We start from the raw sequence: 18,463 nt of genomic DNA, 5'->3' as shown, positions 1-18,463 counted from the left end.
CGAAAAGTGCAAAATTTAGGATGAGTGTCTTGTTAATTCGCTTAATAATAAAACTAGACAGCCATTCTTATTATATAAACTAAATCCCGCCATAAAAGGTACTTAAGGTATCCCACACGTTAATTGCATAAATAAACGTTTCGCTTTGTATTTCCAATTAAGTGTTTGTTTTCGCTCGGGCTCAGGCGCCCAGCGTTGCCATGGTTTGGTGATTTCAGGGTGTGGCTCGTCGCTGTACCAATCTATTTTGTATGCTTCAGCATATAGCTCATCATAGATTTCTGTTTGTTGTGCAAAGCTCATGTCACGCCAGTAAACCTCAGGGCGATTGTTGTGCTTATCAAACTCAGCGGTAATTGAATCTAGGTGCCTGTAACCCTCATATTCAGGTATATCAGGTAATGGCTTTGTGTTATTCATAAAGCGTACTAAGCGCTCCCAAAACAGTAAACAATAAATTGGGTTTTGTGCTAACTCTGTCACTACAATCGTCATTTTTGTTTGTGGGTATTTATCTATATTTTTATGGGAGAGTCTTGGAAAAAATGCCTGCGAGGTGCTTTCGTTTATTAATGAGCATTGCATATCTCGCCAATCAAAACAGCAATTACCAAACTCATCTCGTGCTTCACAATCTGGGATATCAAAGGTGTAACCGACTTTACCTATTTGACGGTCAAAGTACGCTAACTTAGGAGGCGCCATCCTATCCCAGAGTGGTTGAAGGTTTAAAAATGTAAGGTTAAAGCCGAGTACTAAATACAGAAACCACCATGAGAAGGGCTCGTCTGAAAAAGGAGCTACTAATAAAAAAAGTGCAACGACTAAGCTACCACAAAACCCCAAAAACATTGGACCAAAGATAAGTGCTCTCATGGGGTCATTACCGCATGAATGGACTTGAAAGCGCTAGGGATTACTACTAAAAACCGATTTATCATCATATAACCAGCTAGCCAAAAAGCATAACCCATTAAACATTTTCCGCAGATATAGCGTATCGCCTTCTTCATAGAATTGATTAAAAATTGTTTTTTTAGGTAATGGTCCACCTAAGTACTTAAATAAACTCATACTATTTTCACTAAATAACCTAGGCAGCACTAATGCTGCCTAGGTTTAACTTCCTTTTATGATTGTTAAAGAACTACGGTTAGTTAACCGATTTAAAACCCTGGTTCTTCATGAAAAATAGAAAGCTGTATTTAATTTTTTCAACAGCTTACAAATCAACCATCAAAAATGAAGTGAATTTCTGCCACAAGGTTTTCCCAAACTTAATTTCACTCTCGGGCTTAATGTTATCTGTGTATTTCCATGGAAATTTAAAAATATCTGGCGGTGTTAGCTTTTTAATAGGTTTTCCCGCCAATAAGTTATCAAGCTGCTCTTCATCATTAAATTCTTTTCTAAGCTCATCATCAGCTTGATTCATTTTCTTTAAAAATGACTTATCAACGCGATACCAAAAGTACTTAGGGCGACCATTGGCTTTATCAAATTCAGCAGTGGTTTTATCAAACTCTCGGTAATATTCAAATTGTGGGATGTCTGCTAATGGCTGAGTAACATCCATAAAGTTTTGTAATAATTCCCAATGTTGAAAACTGCAAGCTATCTCATTGTTGTAAGCAACATCATAACGCTGATCTTCTTTATAATGAAGAAGCGTAAGCCCTCTATGTGGAAATCCACTTTTGGGATTATGTGTAGCTTTGTAGTGAGCATTAAATTCTTCAAAGCTTAAATAAGCAAAGCTCTTTGCATCGCTTTTGGGTACTTTAACTACACCTGTTTTACGTTCGAAAATAACTGCTAATTTAAAATTAGATCTAAAATATGGCCATATTACCCAGTTTGAAATTTTTGAAAAACACCAAACAGATAACAACACAGTGTAACTATCAAATGCTTCAGCAATATCTCCAAGCAAAAAACTAGTAATAGGAAAAGCTAGCAAAAGAAACAGTATTGATATGTGGAATATCCCCCAAGCGAAAGTTAAAGTGTCTATGAGACTTACAGGGTTAGAAGCCAAAGGTAATTCCAATCGGCTCTCATTTTGACTAAGAATACTTCGATGCTGGTTTGCTGCACCACTTATATTCAATTTATATTCTAATCTTTGAGAGTTATCAAAGCAGTGCCCAAACACATCACCTCTAGGAAATAACGCTTGCTTACTTTGGTAACGGCAATACATAGAGTCACGCTCATCAGTCGCTATTCCATCTCTATACTTTGTATCTTGCTTGCCTCTGTAAACAGTTTCAGCATACTCTTCAAGCATATTTTATTTCCTTTATTATCCATGCTTTGTCTGGTATTTCGCCGGTTTTCCAGTCACTGCGCTCGTCAATGTCCACATAAGGCAAGGTCACATTTTTATCTAACCGATACTGCACTTTTACTTGCCAATCAACGTCAAAGTTTAATGGCCACATTGATAAAATCGGGACAATATATTGAAACCCATTTATAATCCCTGATTGAGTATTTTCTTTTTGGATTATTTGCCAATTTTTATGGTCGTGACGAAATTCATTTTCAAAATGCAAAATGCCCTCATCTTCAATTTGGTAAACTTGAACAAACACCTCTGATTGCCCTAACGCAAAGTTTGGTGTGTCTATATCAATGGTTAATTGGCAATGGGAACTAGTTAGCTTTTTGACCCCTAATGTAATATTTGGGTTCATCAATGTGCCTACCAATGCGGCATAACACTCTTTTGGTTGAGTGCGCCATTTATTATAACTACCAGTACAGCGGTCATCAATATCTTTAGCAAAGGGACCATTTTTAGTCCAAGTTTCTAATTCATTATCCGTTACCAAAATAGCTATGATTGCAATGAGCAGACCGATAGCGATTATTGCCCAACCTAAAGGTGTGGTTAACAATGCTGCTCCTAGATAAATAAAACCTGCGACGGCTACAACACCACTCAAAACATGAAAAAATGCAGCGTCCAAATCGTTCTTTTTGACTGATGTATATGTGTCTAACCCACATAGAAAAACTGTAATTACTAACCCTATTGAACCCAATAGCCTGGAAAGCAGCACAGTTCGACTAAACACCCTAACAGATAGTTTTAATAAATTATTTATTGATGCAAGCCTAAAAGAAGCTACTTCAAGAGATAAAGTAGCTAAACTATAAACTAGATTAATAACTTCTAATTTAACTTTACTTGTAACTTTATCCCCTGCCTTAAACCTTTTAATCATCTCGTTAGCATTAAACATCTCAAACGCTAATATCACCATTGGTAAGTTGTGCTCTAATACTCTTATACCTTTGAGCTTAACTGTATCAACTGCGCCTAGCTTAAAGTCAGGATTATCATATGCTTTTGCATACCGATGCGCTTTAGGTACTACAACTAACTCACCCTCGATCGAATCATACCTACCGATTAAGTCATTGTAATAAATCCAATTTTCTGGATTAAAATAGCCTTTATTACTTCCGAATGATTTAGGGTCTTCAGAGGCAATTACATTTTCTTTACTATCGTAGATAGTTACTGCATTGGGTGGCGGATTTTTCACACTTTCACGTAGCATTGCACGCCTTTGCTGCCTATTGTTTTGCGTGCGTTTATAATTGGTAATGCCAATTACTGATGGGTTATCGCCTAGCACAGCCCCAGCCTGTTTTATATGTATATCTGCAAAGTCACTAATACCAAGTGCTTTGTTATAAGAGACCATCAAATTTCTAATTTTTAGAGTATGCGGTTTTAAAACGCCATTTTGATATTGACTCGCAACTCGCCCCCAGGCGGCAGTTAAATAGCCCACCGCATCTTTAGCTTTACCAAAAAACTCTTTTAAACCTTTATTTGCAAGCAGGAGTTCTTGCTCTTGCTTTTCTTCGATTAACTTTTTATGAATTCGCTTAAACTCTTCAAATCTAAATTTAGCTTCACCGTTATTCTTTTCTTTTGGTAAGGTTTTTAAAACAACACTACCGGGGATACTTATATCAAAGTGTCCTTCAGGGATCATAAAACACTCAGATAGCCAGTTGCCTTTCTCAAACGTGTTTTTTAAAAAGCTTTCAATTGCGCTTGTGGCTTTATTTATATTATTTTTACGCTCGTTTTCAGCAGGTAACTTTTCTTTCCAAGGCCTAAATACACCAGTTGAAACATCGTCGATACTCAATATATTTAATACATTAGTGATAAAGTTAAAGCCAAATAAGTAGTCTACATTTTCAAGAGCTACCCAGTCATTCATTACTGGAGCTAAACCAATATAATCACTTTGCTTAGACGTTAAAGCCGAATCGTTATTTAAGTCTTGTAAAAAATCAACAAACTCTTTTTGTGCAATAGGCAACTCTTTAAGTAGTTGTTCTAATTTGTCACTTGAAAGGTAGCTTTCTAAATAATCTTTATCTAAGTGTTTTGCTCCACTACGTAAAAATCCTGCACCCGAGCTTTTATCTATATAGTTAAGCTTCGGCATTGCATACTTTGAAGGGTAATAGATTGGATTTTTTTCTGATAGTTGATGTAATTCATCATTTAGCATTGCTTGATATGCAAGAACACCAGAATCATAGTGCTTTTTATCTGTTAGCTTTTTATTCTCAATCTGTAATTGCAAGAAAATCATTTGGCATTTATTTAATAAAGAAAGCGCAATCCCACCTGGGTCATGGATTGTAATTTGGCCTTCACTCTCTGCTGCGGCTAAATTAATCTGTTGGCAGCGAGCGTTTCGCAATGAATCAGCTAACCCTTGGTCTTCAACATACGTAGGTGCTTTAGCGTTAACACTTTTTTGTCGTGGATCATCTTTGTAAAGTCCGCCGAGGCTCACAATATACTGCCATGACCATTGTGCGATGGAAAAAGCAACCTGTACTGTGGGTTCGGAGAGTGAGCCATGCTCACAATTTAAGCCGTTTATTTTCTTAGGCAGTAAGATAGTTTGAGTGACTAAACCTGAATATGAACGTTCGTTTTTGCCAAATTCATTTGCCAAATCAACCTCAGATAAACAACCGTTATCAACAGCTGCGATTTCACGCCATAAATAGCCATTTACAAAAATATAATAAAAACCATTTAAATTACTGACAGGTTTTTCGTCATTCCCCAAAACCTGAAATTGTGCAGATTTTGTTTTATTTTTATCTAATGAAGCTTCAGTAAAAACTTTTGGCTTTACTGAAATATACAAAGATTTGTTATCATCATTAGGCTGACTATCAAGAGAAAAAACATCGGCATAACCAAAAGGAATATTAATATTTCCACATTCACCTTTAATCTCAGAATCTAATTTAACTAGCCCCATTTTAACCACCTACCGTAAAATTAAGAGATGCTTTATTACCACTTATATGTTGCTTATCAGCTAAAGGAATTTTTTGCTCTGCAGCTCCCTGCGAAGCCTTTACTAAACCTAACGTTGCATCATTACTATCGACCCCTGTTACCAGGACACTCGCTCTATGGGTTGTTTCAACATTATCTAAACTATCCCTCATTTCCACACTTAACCCTCTAGGTGATGCGCCACCTGATTGCGCTAGCGGCATAGGCGGGGTGTTTTTTGAGTTTGAAATCATTAAGTCGCCTTGGCGCACTGCGGGTTTGCCTTCAATGAGCACATTAAATGAGCCTATAATAAATTCAGCTTTACCATCGTTAGTGCCGCTCATTAGGCCTTTTTTATCACCTGGCATATCACCCGTACTTTTTGAAAAATTACTTTTTATATTGGCAGCACCGTTACCATTTATTTTTACTGACCCCGCCACACTTGCTACATCGCTTGCTGCAGCCATATTTGGATAAGGAATTGGGATAACACTTGGGCCTACCGTTGTTAAACATATATCAATAGTGCTTAGCTTGCCGCCGCTACTTTGGTGCACTGCGGTGCGGCCATTAATTAATACATTTTGCCCTGATACTGTGGCTACTTGCGCTGCTTGCGATTGTGTATCTTTGTTTAATTGCTCTTGGCTGCCGGCTTGCCACCCTAAGTGACTCGACACTAAATCTAGAAATGCTTGGGCATTGGTAATAGGTTTATTAACGTCCATACCCGTTTGTGGCTCGTTCCACGGCAAAATAGGTTCGTTTTTTTCATCATCCCATTGCGGGGGTGGAATTATGTAGTCGGGTATGAAGGTGTTTACCATTTCACCGAGTGTTTTTTCACGGTATTTAGGGCGTGCTATTTCATCTAAAAAAGCAGCTTCACCGGCTTCTCTGTCTTCAAAAATAGCAACATTGCTGGCTTTACCTAATGCGCCGTTACTTCGTGCGCTATTATTAAGTCCTAACAAAGTTGGGTTGTTGTGTCGCCATGTTAACGATCCACCTGAGCGCACATCGGCGGTTAGCCCGTCGATGTCGTACTGAACACTACCTGTTTGTTTACCTGCGGCTGCATTAATGTATGTCATGAATTTTCACTCCTTGAAATTTTTATTAATTGCTCATTGGGTGAATTAAATAATAAAAACACATGATTTAACCCTTCATTTAATGGGTTATTTAAATAGCTATGCGTAAGTACTAACCCTGTTAGGTTATTAGCAACACCTTGATAACCTATTGTGTTGTTTAAGTCTGCAAGCTCTAGTAATTCATCTTCTGGGGTATATAGCGTTTGTGTATTAGCAAACCATTTTTTTTGCCATGCTAACGACTGTTTACCTGCAAATAAGTAAGTATCATTAACGCGAGCTTCTGCTTGGTTAAGCTGCTCACTTAATTCGCCATTAAAAAGCTGTGCTTCTAGCCCACCTTGCCCATGTGTAAGTAATGCACATCCACCTTCACCATTAATTATACCTGGGGGGCCATTTAAAACTTGCACTACATTATTTTTTGCTTGAGTACTCACATACTGGTAACTAACGCATGAATCCACGGCGATAATGAGGGTATCTGGCGCTATGCTTTTTAAATCAAGCGTTGTAGTTTGTTCAAAATCAGGGACTTGCTGCGAAATCACCTCAGCTAAAAGCTCACTGAGTGTATCGTCACTTATTACTGGGTTGTTTGACTCATCCTGTGGTAATACAAACACTATTTGGCTTATGCGGGATGTTTTTCTAAGTGTTGTAATATCAATATTTTCGAGCAGCTGGCTTAATAACAATAAGCACTTGGTTTGCCTATCAAGCTGAGCAAGCTCTTCTATTTCTACCATTATGTAGGGGGCATCTAAGCTTATATCGCAACGTATTAGCGCTTTACTCGGTTTAGAAAACAACATTTGATTTGCAACAGCGGTATACAAGCTACTTGGTGTACACCCTGTAGCATTTATATGGCAAAGTACATCAAACTTCATTGTTAGTTTCCTTTTTTGCCACAACTAACTGGCTATTTGCGCCTACGTGTATTGCGTCAATATAACCGCGCCATAACAAAGAAAAACTCTGCGCGTCAGAATCAATAACCAACGTATCGCAGCGCAAACTAATGGTATGTCTGTTTAATGTGTTAACTAGCTGAACAATAGGCTCTTCAAATGGAAGCTCAACTCGCTGATGCTGCCCATAAGCTTGTAACGGGTATAACCCAGAAAGCGAAAAAGCCCACCCTTGTGTAAACTCATTTCTTACTCGCTGATCTAGCGGTGCCATATTGTTAAAATGTTCATCAAGTACTGTTTTAAACGGGTAATTGCCTGCCATAAGTGCTTTTTGATCAATGTCGGGCATAAGCTCTATACGCGGTGACCAATGTGATGGTATAGCTGAAAAGCTTGCAACTGGGGTAGTATGGCTCGGTTTACGAAGTAGTTGGTTTGCGTATTCAATGCAAGGTAATTGCTGCCCTTTTGCTTGTTTGTTTTTAAGCTTAAACCCTCTCCCTATCGGATTTTCAAGCAGATAATTAGACTCATCGTTAAAGTCTTTTCCACCAAAGGCATTACTGTAATTAATGGGTGTAGGCTCAATAATATTAGGATCAGTTGCAACAGGCCCAAGTAAAGAGCGCTTCCAAAAGCGTGCGCCAGTTACACGTAAACGCTTTTTAAATAGTGGCTGCGTTTTATTATGAAGGCCAAGCTCTACTTCAATCACTCGTGCTTGTTTGGCTTTGGGTGGGTAAGCTGTAAAGTCGCCATACACTTCAAAACCTGTTTTAAAGGCGACTTGCTCGTTTACTTCACTCAGTGGTGTATATGCGGGGTCGCCATCGTAGTCATCTGCTAAAACAATATCGGGGCCGGGCTCGTTTGGTGTTACATTGCCTTTTTCGTCAAATTCAAAGTTTTGTTTTACAAGGACAACTTTAGCCAACGTACGGTCACTCAACCAACCATCAAAAAAGCTAGCCTGCCAAGGAGAAAAGTTATTCAGCACTTGGGCTCTCCGCTATAACACTTTGCCATTGTTTGGCGCTCAGTAATACATGGTACAAACCACAGGCCTTTTGCAAAGAATAATGTGGTGCTACAACGCGTTGCACAACTTCACCTGCAAGCATTTTTAATTTTTGTTTTGCATTACTGCACACAAAGCTAACGCCGTTTAACAATTGATCCCCAGGCACTAATGCAAACGCTTGCCTTGCATGCTCTGCATCATCAAGGTTTATGCCGCTGTGTACATTTTTTTCGTTATTTGGTTCTACTACAGTTACTTTGTTTGCTTGGGCAAGCGCTCTGTTAGTAATAATTAGCCATGCTGCGTAAGCTGGTTTTTGAGTTACCCCATGCGCCATTAAATTAATAAATAAAGGCAATGCGCGCTTATATACAAAGTGGCTTAGTACATGCTGGCAAAGCCCGGGGTTAGCTTTACAAAAAAGTAGGCAAGGTTCATCCCAGCGCGGATCGTTAGTAAGCCCTGCTAGGGCAAGTAATTTTGCTTTTTTGTCGTCATCATTTGTTTTAGCAAATACTTTAAATAGTATGTCTGATAAGTTACTTGTTTTATTACAATAGGCATTCACGAGTGCTGCATAAGCAATATCAAAGTTAGTATGTAACATGGCATGGCTAAGCTCTGTTTCGCTTAAGTGCTGTGAAAAAAGTAAAGTAATCGCGTTACTATCAAGCTGTTCTTTTTCGTTGAGTACACTATTACGCAGTGCTTTATTATCATCTAACTGCCAATAACCAAGTAAGTGCTGTAATACACTGTAATAACTTAAATGTTTATCCGACTTTAAAGCTAAAAAAGTTTCGCCGCTGTTAAGTTCACTTTTTAAATTAAGACTTTGTAGCAATAGCGTGTAGATACTGTGGTGCTCTGGGCTTTCTATCGCAAGGGTAATAAATTCATTAAGCGCTAAATGACTTACTTGTGTTAAATTTTTACCTGCAAAGTAATCTGTGGGTGCATCACTTTTTAAATCGCTGAGTGTGTATAAATGATTTAGTAATTGGCTTTCAATTACATTGAGTCGAGCAAGCGGATAAACACCTTGCGCTTGCAACTTTTGTTTGTGTTTTAATAGAGTAGTTAAACGCTGCTGATGCTGCTTAACTTTAGCGACTTGAGCAAACATAGTGTTAATTGAGCCTAATTGGCCAGCCAGCCAAAGTAAGATCTTGCTCGCTATTAGCCGTTATATCTCGCCCTTCGAGCACTATCGTCCCGTCGGCAAATACTTCTATCGTCCCTTTAGCCGTTTGAAGGCTAATACTTTGCTGAGCTTCAATAACAATATGGCCTTGGCTATTTTGAATGAATGCAGCGGGTGCTTGATCTTCATTTGCAAGTAGGCCTGTTACTATAAAGCCCTGTGCAGTATGGGTAAGCAGTACTGTGTCGCCCACTTGGCATGGTGTTATATGCGCCGCTTGTGCTACCACATTATGTTCGTCGTTATTTATTGTAACGCCTTTAACTCGGCCAAATTCATCAACTTTACTTACAGGTGCAAGTTGCTGATCGTGATTAAATATACTTTTAACTTTAGCGTTCATTAAATTACTCCTTTAACTTAGTTATTACTAATTGCACTGCCTTTAATTGCTATATTAGTGGCACTTAACGTTATATTAGTGGCATCAATTGTGAGGTTACCCGCAGCATCAATTTCTATACTTGCGCCACCTTGACTTAACTGAATTGAACCCTGCCCATTTGCTTTTATAGTGATGTTACCGCCACTATTTAGCTCTAAATCACCTTGAGGTGCTTGTAGCTCAAGGTTGCCGTCAACCGAGTAAACGCTAATGTCTTGCTGCGCTTGCATTTTAAGCTCATCAGTTGCTGTGAGCTCTAAGTTACCGTCAGCCGCTTGAATACGACTATTTGAGGCTGAGCTTAGAGTTAAATCCGCAGCCGAGGTAACTGTAATATCTCCCTCGCGGGTTTGAATTTGCAGATTGTTTTCTACTCGGGTTGTAAAATTATTAGCGACTGTAAAGTTTGCGTCGTTCTCGGCAACAAACTGAAGGTTTTCTTTCGCTGAAATTTTAACATCACCATCAACAGACTTTAACATTGCCTGGTGCGCACCATTTGTTGCATCGAGTATTAATTGGTTTTTATTGTTTTTATTGGCAAGGCTTATCTTCTCTTCGCCTTTTTTGTCATCCATTACAAAGCTGTGCCCAGCTTTAGTTACTAATTTGTTTTCAGTTGGGTTTTCGCTCGTAACAGGATTTGGAGCATTTTCATTATAAAGCGCGCCTAAAATTATAGGCCTGTCTAAATCACCATTTTCACCACAAACGAGCACTTCTGTACCTTGCGTTAGTGGAAAATGCATACCGTGCCCGCTGCCGCCGTAAGGTTGCATTAAACGTGTTGGACGGCTTTCTTGGCCTTCTCCATCTTGGTTAAATGGTAGTTTTACTACGTAATTTCCTTTGTCATCAATTTCTTGCTCAATTAATGCATTAAACGTTGCAAACACACGCCTCGCTGGGCGTAATGGAGCTTTATAAGGCTGATTAACACTAATTAAATAAGCCTGGTTTTTATACGTTAAACCCTTCACATTTGAGCCGTATTCAACCGAAGCACTTTGGCTACCTTTGTGCTCTACACGCGTCACTAAATACTGACCATCATGCTCTGGATGGTCATAAATATTTAAACGCATACCAGGGCGAAGCGCCCTGCAGTCTGTATCTATTATTATTTGCTCACGTTGGCAATCAAACGCTTGCTGTCTGATAGTTGCTAAGTCTTGGCCTTCGTTTGATTGCCCGTAATTATCACCGTAATGACTATCTTCACCAAAACCAATAACTGACGCACTGTTATTTTTTGAAACTTGCAAATTACCCGGAGCTTGGTAGTTGTAATCATCTAAGTGCGTACTTTGTGGAAATAATTGGGCCTGTCTACTTATAGCAAAAATTGACTCACTCGTTCTTACTTGCCCAGATGGCGGTACATAGCTTAGGTTTATTTCATCAAACTCTTGCGCTATACCATTAGAATCATTGCAAATAAACAATGTACATTCACCACTAGTTTGCTCTACAAAGCTGTATACAAAACCGTGCTTACGCATTAAGCGTGTTACAAATTCGTAATCAGTTTCGTTGTACTGCACGGTCATATCGAGCATGGTTGAGCTTGCTTGTACATTTAACTTTTGCGCGGGAAAACCTGCTTTTTCAAACACACTCGAAATAATTTTACCTGCATCCATAGCAGTAAATACACGGTTAGAATGCTGATGCTTAAGTAATGTTAAATGAGAACTCATGATCAAAGTATAGTGATACCCCTGATGACTTTGACCATGCGCTATAAAACCACTAATTAACCCTGAAATAGTACGATCTAACATTGACCACACTAGTGATAACGATACATCTTTGCCTATTAGCATTTCAGATGTTAGATGCTCAGGGCTCAATACTTGGATTTTAAATTCATAGTCTTCACATAAACGATCGTCTTTAGACTCAAAGTCAGTTACATATACCATCCCGTCAGGCATGCCCTGTATAGCAACACTAAAGTGACTTTTATTGGCCTTGAGCTCGTTAAATATGTCCATGAATCCCATTTTTACATCCTTTTATTTAAGCGTTATCTGCAAATGTCGCTGTAATTTCGTCTTGTTCGTCAACAGCCAGCGTTAAAATATCAGGCATGTCTTCTTCTGCCATAAACTCTAAAATTGATTTAGCGATACCAGGGAGTATTTGCTGCTCTATAACCGCATTTACCATACGTGCACCACTATCAGAAAGCGTACATTGAGTAGTCAGCTTTTCTAAAACACTGGCATCTACTCGTAGCTGCATTTTGTGGTTTTCGTGCAAACGTGTGGCAATGGCTTCAAGTTTCAAGCTGACGATAGACTGTAGAGCTTCAGAATCAAGCGCTAAGTAAGGTATAACTTGCATACGGGCAAGTAAAGCAGGCGCAAAAAAAGCAAGTAGCTGCGGCTTAATTAAATCAGTAAGCGCACCGATTGATGGTACTTTCCAAGGTGTTCCGTCTTCATTTATAGGTGCTTGCGTTGGATTTAGCGCTTCGTTAATAGCTGCTTCTTGCTCGCTTTGCTGTACCTGTTCTTCCTCATCATCTTGAGGACTTAGGTCTATAACTGTAGGCGGTGTACACGCATCGATTAACTCTGCTGAGCCTAAATTAGATGTCATGATAATTACAGTATTTTTAAAGTCTATTTCACGCCCTTCACCGTCACGCATGGTGCCACGCTCAAATACTTGATAAAACATGTTCATTACATCTTTGTGCGCTTTTTCAACCTCATCAAGTAAAATTACTGAATATGGACGCTGCCTTACCGCTTCGGTTAATACACCACCTTCTCCATAACCAACATACCCCGGAGGTGAACCTTTTAATTGCGATACAGTGTGCGACTCTTGGTACTCACTCATGTTTATAGTGGTTAAAAACTTATCGCCACCAAATAATTGTTTAGCTAAGCAGCGAGCGGTTTCTGTTTTACCTACACCAGAGGGGCCAGCCAATAAAAATACGCCTAGCGGGCCTTCATCGTTGCTTACGCCGGCTTTACTCACTCTTAGTGTTTGCGCTATTTTAGCCAATCCAGCCTGTTGCCCTATAACTTCTTGGCTAATTGTGGCTTCAAGATTAATTAAATTACTAATCTGATCTTTTACCATTGCCCCTACAGGCACACCGGTCCACTGTGAAATAATTTGTGCAACAGCATCTGCATCTACTTCACTAAATAAGCCGTTGTCTTGTGTATTTTGCTCTTTAAGCGATTGGCGAAGTGTCAGTAATGATTCGCTATCAAGCTCTTGATCAGTTGCCTGCTTTATCTCGTTAATTTGACTCAAAGTCGAAATTTGAGACTCACGCGAGTGAGTAAGTTGCGCCAATTTATTTTGTGCAATAACCAGCTCTTCAACTAAATGGGTAAGCTTATCTTTATCAACAACTAAACCTTGGCCTAGCTCTATATTAAGGCTATTAATTCTGGTTTCTAAATAATTAATGTGCTCGCGCTCAGACTCAATAGCAGCAGGATCTGTAGCAAACGACATACGCACTCTTGCCGCTGCGGTGTCTAATACATCAATAGCTTTGTCTGGTAATTGGCGACCTGTTATATAGCGCGACGATAAAACAACAGCAGCTTCTATAGCATCATCCGTAATTTGAATATTATGATGCTCTTGATATTTATCTTTTAAGCCTGCTAGCATTAATTGAGCAGCTTGCTCTGTTGGCTCATCTACTTTAATAAGCTGAAAACGGCGCTCTAGTGCGGCATCACGTTCAAAATATTTTTTATACTCGCTCCATGTTGTAGCAGCAACGGTTCTTAATTCTCCGCGCGCTAATGCTGGCTTTAATAAATTTGCCGCATCACTCATGCCTGCATCACCACCGGCACCAATTAAAGTGTGTGCTTCATCAATAAACATAATTATTGGCGTTGTTGAATTTTTAACTTCGTCGATTACTGTTTTTAAGCGGCGCTCAAACTCACCTTTAACTCCGGCACCTGCTTGCAATAACCCCATATCAAGCACCAATAAGCGTACGCCTTGCAAATCACTTGGTACTTGCCCATCAATTATACGCTGGGCAAAACCTTCAACCACTGCTGTTTTACCTACACCTGGGTCACCCACTAAAATAGGGTTATTTTTTCTTCGACGGCATAACACATCGACCATCATACGAATTTCGTCATTACGACCGAGAACCGGGTCGATTTTACCCTGTTTTGCTTTTTCAGTTAAATCTTCACAGTACTCATCAAGCGCAGCTGTACCGTGCGATGAATCTGTTTGATTTACAGACTTTGATTTAGCTACTGGGTTTAAACGTTCTGAAGATTGCTGACAAATTTTATCTAAGTTTTCAGCTAAAAAACGTGAATCTATTTTATCCAGTAAAGCAGGTAATTGAAGTACAGGGCTGTAAGGTAATAACTCTGTTAATGAGTCAATAAGTGCAGCACCGGTTATAAAATCACTTTTATGCTGAACATTAGCACTTAACCATGCACGCTCTAGCCATTCGTATAAACGGCGAGAAAATGTAGGTTTACTTTGATTACCGGCAGGCTGTTTATTTAAAAAGTCTAATAGCTCATGCCATACTTTATCTTGATTAATATTAAAAAAATGAAAAATGTGCTCAAGGTCACCATTACTTCCTTCTTCCATCAACTTAATAAGTAAATGCTCAGGAAGCACTTCAAAATGACTACGACTACTCGCAAAGCCAGCGGCTGATTCAAGTGCTGTTGCGGTGTGGCCATTTAATTTATCTATGAGTTGTTTTATACCTTTAGCATCCATTTTTTTATCCTTAATTCCTTAGTGTTTATACTGTTGATGACTGTAGCTATGTGTTGTTGTATTTGCAGCTGCAGCCCCTAAATATGAATTGTGTCCAAGTACTAACGGTTGCTGACCAAGTGCTTGCTCAGCAACCGCCTCATTAGCTACCTTTATTTGGCAAACCCACTCTACATTACTTGGTAAATGGGCAGTCAGAAGTGCAGCCATTTTTATACCTTCTTCGCTTCTTGGCGTTAAGCTCATGGCTGTATCACTATTAACTGGGCCTATATCTATTGTTAAAATACTTCCGCTAACCAATACCTGTGTACCAAGTACTGCAGAGTTACCTAAAACCATTTGGCTCTCTTCGCCTATTGCACTTGGCGTATCTATTTTTTGCCAATTAGCTCGTGTGTCGTCAACTTTTAGCGTGTCTATATTTAAGCTATGTTTAAGAAGCTGCGCTAAGCCTGCTGCACTAGTTTGCTTTAAACTGGCAATACCACACTGAATTTTTTGATCTGTTTTACCCAGTAAAATAGATTCAACTAACCCATCAAATTGGCTCGCGCCTCTACCCGCTATATTAATCTGCGACTTTTTCCAGGCCTGAAAAAGTTGGCAATAAAGTACATGATTAAATATATCTAAAAACTGACGAACGCGATCACCGCTTTGTTCATCGCTTGCTGCTTGCTCTAATACATAATGTGGCATGGGTGCATCTACACCATACAAGCCTAAAAAAGAGGTCGATAAGCTTAATCTTCCCCTGCCGTCGTTTTCTAATACACATTCGCGTACATCAGTAGCCGGAAAACCAAGCTCTTTAAAAGGTTTAAAAACAACTCTGTTACTAATCCCTTGCTCTAACTCTTGAGGTGCGGCCCAATGTTTTTCTATTAAGCTCATCGCTTTAAATAAGTTAAACCGCCAAGGCTGCTCTATAAGTAGCTCTATTGGGGCGGGTAACTTAGACCAAACAGGATGCGCATGGCTTTTCTCAGCATAACTCATAGCTGATAGCTCTTACCTGGTTCAATATCCCAACTCCATGACTTATAACTAGGAATTGCATTAACACGCGTTTGTACGCTTTCGTTTATAGGGGCATACATTAAAAAGAATTCATGTAATACATTACAAAAATGATATAAATCGGCATCACCAACAAATTTGCTTTCATCAATATCAATAAGTACATCAACACCTTTGATAAATATTCCGCGCTTAATTTGACTGATTGGCGTTGCTGTTATTTTTAAAATGCTTTCAATTCTTAATCTATTCTCAGCTTTATCAGACCAATCAAACAACACAAGTAACCTTTTTAGCTCTGTAACTTGCGTAATTTGCGAAAACTTTACATTTAACAAGCTAATAAGCTGCCAATGCTTTGGCTGACTTGGACATGCTAAATAATTAGTTGGGCGTATAACATTTTTAACCTCAACGATGCTCGGCATATCTTTTCCGCCTTCGCTCAAGTCTCCCTCTTGCAAAAGCTGACGAGGCCAACCAGCATTAAAAGAGGTTAAATCAACTGATAGAGTTTCTTTTTCATCTTCTAAATTAAAAGGGAGTTGTAAATAATGAGTTGGGGCTGCTGCACCTACATCTTTAGTGAGCACAGTAAATAGCTTTTTCTCGTCTTCAAATACGCTTTGATAACGAGGCGTATAATCATACGATTGCCCCGTTACAGAATTTCGACCGGCAACTGCATCAACCGTGTAGCTAAAAACGTGGTCAAAACGAGTCTGATCTGCACTTATCATATAATCAGTACGGTTAGGCTCTATTTTAATTGGCTCTGCAGCTTGGCTAAATAAATTAACTGCTGGCACGCAATTGATTAAAATGTTCTCTTTACTTAACTGATGACCCGGCGGTAATTTATTATCCCCCCTAAATACGATTTCAAAACGGTCAATATGCTCAGGAAACTCTTCGTCTTTTAAACCATCAAATGTTAAAAAATAAAACCTATCTTTTGCATTAAAATAATCAAGTAAAAGTGCATATCCGGGATGACTTTTAGCCGCGCTAGGCAGTAAAGCGCCATCTATATCTAAATAAGTAGCGCTGCAACCTTTTGCTTTTAACTTTTTATTGAACTCAAAATGGTTAGCACCAAAATCAAGTTCTGCTTGTTTATTAGGTGTTTTTAATAATTGAAATAAGGCACTGCATAATGGTGTATCGCCACGTAAATAAAAGTTTAGTTTAGATAAATCAAAATTACTGCGTTCACCTTGGCATACAAACTTAAGCCCTATTCGTAGCTCTGCACCTAAGTGCGACTCTTGATATCGAACATGCTCAACATCTAATGGGACAACGTCTAAACCGTGAGTTGTGCTAAAAATTATTTTTTTATTATCGGCCTTTGCTTTAGGCGGATTAAGCTGTAAACCTTTTGAAATAGAGTGTGTTTTTTGCATAGCCAATTTAGGCTTAAATTGCACCACAGTACTAGAAGGATAATAACTTAGGAGTATTGGACACAGTTGACGCAGCACTTGCTCTGAAACTTCAGGTACTGACTCATCTAAACGCTTTTGAGTATGGGCAGTTAAGTACGCCACGCCTTCTAATAAGCGCTCAATATGAGGGTCTCTATCTTTTAATGCATCAATGTTAAGCATTCCTGCATGCTCAGGATAAAACTGAGCAAACTGCTTACCAGCTTGGGTTAACAAGCGCATTTGTGCATCAAAATATTGCTGCATTCATCAATCCTTTAAATAATATTAATTATTGTTTTTTTGCATGTTGCATAACGTCTGCTTTACCGCCAGATTCAAATCGAGTGTTTAGCTTGATACTTTGTCCGCTCGTTAAAAACGCTTGAATATCTAGCCTTATTACACAATTATCTTCTTTAATTTCAACAGGTGTTACATTTGCATATCGTACGCGTGGTTCGTACTTTTCTATCAATTTTTTAACCTCAAACGCTAACGTGTGTTGTGAATATGGTAACCCCTCGTAAATATCCTCTACATCGGGCAAACCATAGTCAGACAAGTGCTTTAACACGCCTCTTCTTGCATTTAAAAGCTCATTTAAATGCTTGCACACACTAACCTGCTCATCAGTTTGAAAACCATGATGGCCATTGCGTGTAACTGGTTGAGTTAAAAAATCGAATAACGCCATATCTACATCTCAATAAAAGGATATGCTTGCGCATATCCTTCAAAATTACTGACTAATTAACGACCTTCAGTCCAAGAGTCAGAGAACTCGATGTTGCCATCTAAGTAAGTCCAAGTAATGCGTTTGTAACGTAGACAAACTGTTTCAAGGTGCGGGTAACGCTCCTTGTCTAAGTCTTTAACGTTATGCATTGTTGGTGAGATCGAAGTGATTTTTACATCTTCCAACTTGTGGCAGAAATATTCACGCTCAGTCCCTGTGTCATCAATACGGTACCATTTAAGCTCTAATTGCTTAAGTGTTTGACCGTTTGAACACGCTTTGTACAAGTACGGCGTAGCCGCATCAACAGCTTTTGTAATTACAAAAGGTTCATGCTTACGAGTACCTGTAAGTTCACCTGTATCGTTATCCGTAGGAATACGAAGTTCATGATCAAAGTGTAGGATCTCAATTGAACCTTCACGCTCTGCAACAGTTACAGAACCTTTGATGTCATTACCTTGGTCATCCTTTAACCACATGTACGCTGGAATTGCCATTTCATTATTCTCCTTTTAGAATGAAGTGTTTCCTGTTAGTTGGCATTG

The 18,463-nt window shown here is 39.0% G+C and carries 14 protein-coding genes; all 14 read right to left on the bottom strand.

Annotation, left to right across the window (positions count from 1 at the left end):
- Positions 1-102: 102 nt before the first annotated feature.
- Positions 103-876: a hypothetical protein gene (locus I6F48_RS18705; RefSeq protein WP_231615262.1), complete on the bottom strand. Its 774-nt coding sequence runs from the start codon at positions 874-876 to the stop codon at positions 103-105.
- A 346-nt stretch (positions 877-1,222) separates the two neighbouring features.
- Positions 1,223-2,290 carry a hypothetical protein gene (locus tag I6F48_RS18700; protein WP_101163521.1) on the bottom strand — a complete coding sequence of 356 codons (1,068 nt, stop codon included), beginning with the start codon at positions 2,288-2,290 and terminating at the stop codon, positions 1,223-1,225.
- Positions 2,283-5,318 carry a hypothetical protein gene (locus I6F48_RS18695; protein ID WP_197120044.1) on the bottom strand — a complete coding sequence of 1,012 codons (3,036 nt, stop codon included), beginning with the start codon at positions 5,316-5,318 and terminating at the stop codon, positions 2,283-2,285. Before I6F48_RS18695 ends, I6F48_RS18700 begins: the two co-directional genes overlap by 8 nt.
- A 1-nt stretch (position 5,319) precedes the next feature.
- Positions 5,320-6,438 (bottom strand): DUF4150 domain-containing protein, encoded by a 1,119-nt coding sequence (locus tag I6F48_RS18690; RefSeq protein WP_231615261.1) that lies wholly within the window; start codon positions 6,436-6,438, stop codon positions 5,320-5,322.
- The gene (locus I6F48_RS18685; RefSeq protein ID WP_197120043.1) at positions 6,435-7,334 is read right to left on the bottom strand and encodes a hypothetical protein; all 900 of its coding nucleotides are present in this window, start codon (positions 7,332-7,334) and stop codon (positions 6,435-6,437) included. The genes I6F48_RS18690 and I6F48_RS18685 overlap by 4 nt, the downstream gene beginning before the upstream one ends.
- The gene (locus tag I6F48_RS18680) at positions 7,324-8,355 is read right to left on the bottom strand and encodes a DUF2169 family type VI secretion system accessory protein (protein WP_165739412.1); all 1,032 of its coding nucleotides are present in this window, start codon (positions 8,353-8,355) and stop codon (positions 7,324-7,326) included. Before I6F48_RS18680 ends, I6F48_RS18685 begins: the two co-directional genes overlap by 11 nt.
- Complete coding sequence (locus I6F48_RS18675; RefSeq protein WP_165739410.1) at positions 8,345-9,505, bottom strand: hypothetical protein; 1,161 nt, start codon at positions 9,503-9,505, stop codon at positions 8,345-8,347. Before I6F48_RS18675 ends, I6F48_RS18680 begins: the two co-directional genes overlap by 11 nt.
- Positions 9,506-9,509: 4 nt before the next feature.
- Positions 9,510-9,926 (bottom strand): hypothetical protein, encoded by a 417-nt coding sequence (locus I6F48_RS18670; RefSeq protein ID WP_165729459.1) that lies wholly within the window; start codon positions 9,924-9,926, stop codon positions 9,510-9,512.
- A gap of 17 nt (positions 9,927-9,943) precedes the next feature.
- Positions 9,944-11,965 carry a type VI secretion system Vgr family protein gene (locus I6F48_RS18665; protein ID WP_197120051.1) on the bottom strand — a complete coding sequence of 674 codons (2,022 nt, stop codon included), beginning with the start codon at positions 11,963-11,965 and terminating at the stop codon, positions 9,944-9,946.
- A gap of 25 nt (positions 11,966-11,990) precedes the next feature.
- Positions 11,991-14,726 (bottom strand): type VI secretion system ATPase TssH, encoded by a 2,736-nt coding sequence (tssH, locus tag I6F48_RS18660; protein ID WP_197120042.1) that lies wholly within the window; start codon positions 14,724-14,726, stop codon positions 11,991-11,993.
- An 18-nt stretch (positions 14,727-14,744) separates the two neighbouring features.
- Positions 14,745-15,728 carry a type VI secretion system baseplate subunit TssG gene (gene tssG, locus I6F48_RS18655; RefSeq protein ID WP_197120041.1) on the bottom strand — a complete coding sequence of 328 codons (984 nt, stop codon included), beginning with the start codon at positions 15,726-15,728 and terminating at the stop codon, positions 14,745-14,747.
- On the bottom strand, positions 15,725-17,443 hold the full coding sequence (gene tssF / locus I6F48_RS18650) for a type VI secretion system baseplate subunit TssF (RefSeq protein ID WP_197120040.1): 1,719 nt from the start codon (positions 17,441-17,443) through the stop codon (positions 15,725-15,727). The genes tssG and tssF overlap by 4 nt, the downstream gene beginning before the upstream one ends.
- Before the next feature lie 25 nt (positions 17,444-17,468).
- Positions 17,469-17,873 (bottom strand): type VI secretion system baseplate subunit TssE, encoded by a 405-nt coding sequence (gene tssE, locus I6F48_RS18645; protein ID WP_197120039.1) that lies wholly within the window; start codon positions 17,871-17,873, stop codon positions 17,469-17,471.
- 56 nt (positions 17,874-17,929) lie between these two features.
- Positions 17,930-18,415, bottom strand: coding sequence for an Hcp family type VI secretion system effector (locus I6F48_RS18640; protein WP_007584479.1), 486 nt, complete (start codon positions 18,413-18,415; stop codon positions 17,930-17,932).
- Positions 18,416-18,463 lie beyond the last annotated feature (48 nt).

Origin of the sequence: Pseudoalteromonas sp. SWYJ118, from assembly GCF_015864505.1 — a bacterium.
In the GTDB taxonomy this organism is placed as follows: Bacteria; Pseudomonadota; Gammaproteobacteria; order Enterobacterales; family Alteromonadaceae; genus Pseudoalteromonas; species Pseudoalteromonas arctica.
The sequence above is the reverse complement of the archived record's forward strand: the minus strand, read 5'-3'. Positions and strand labels throughout refer to the sequence as shown.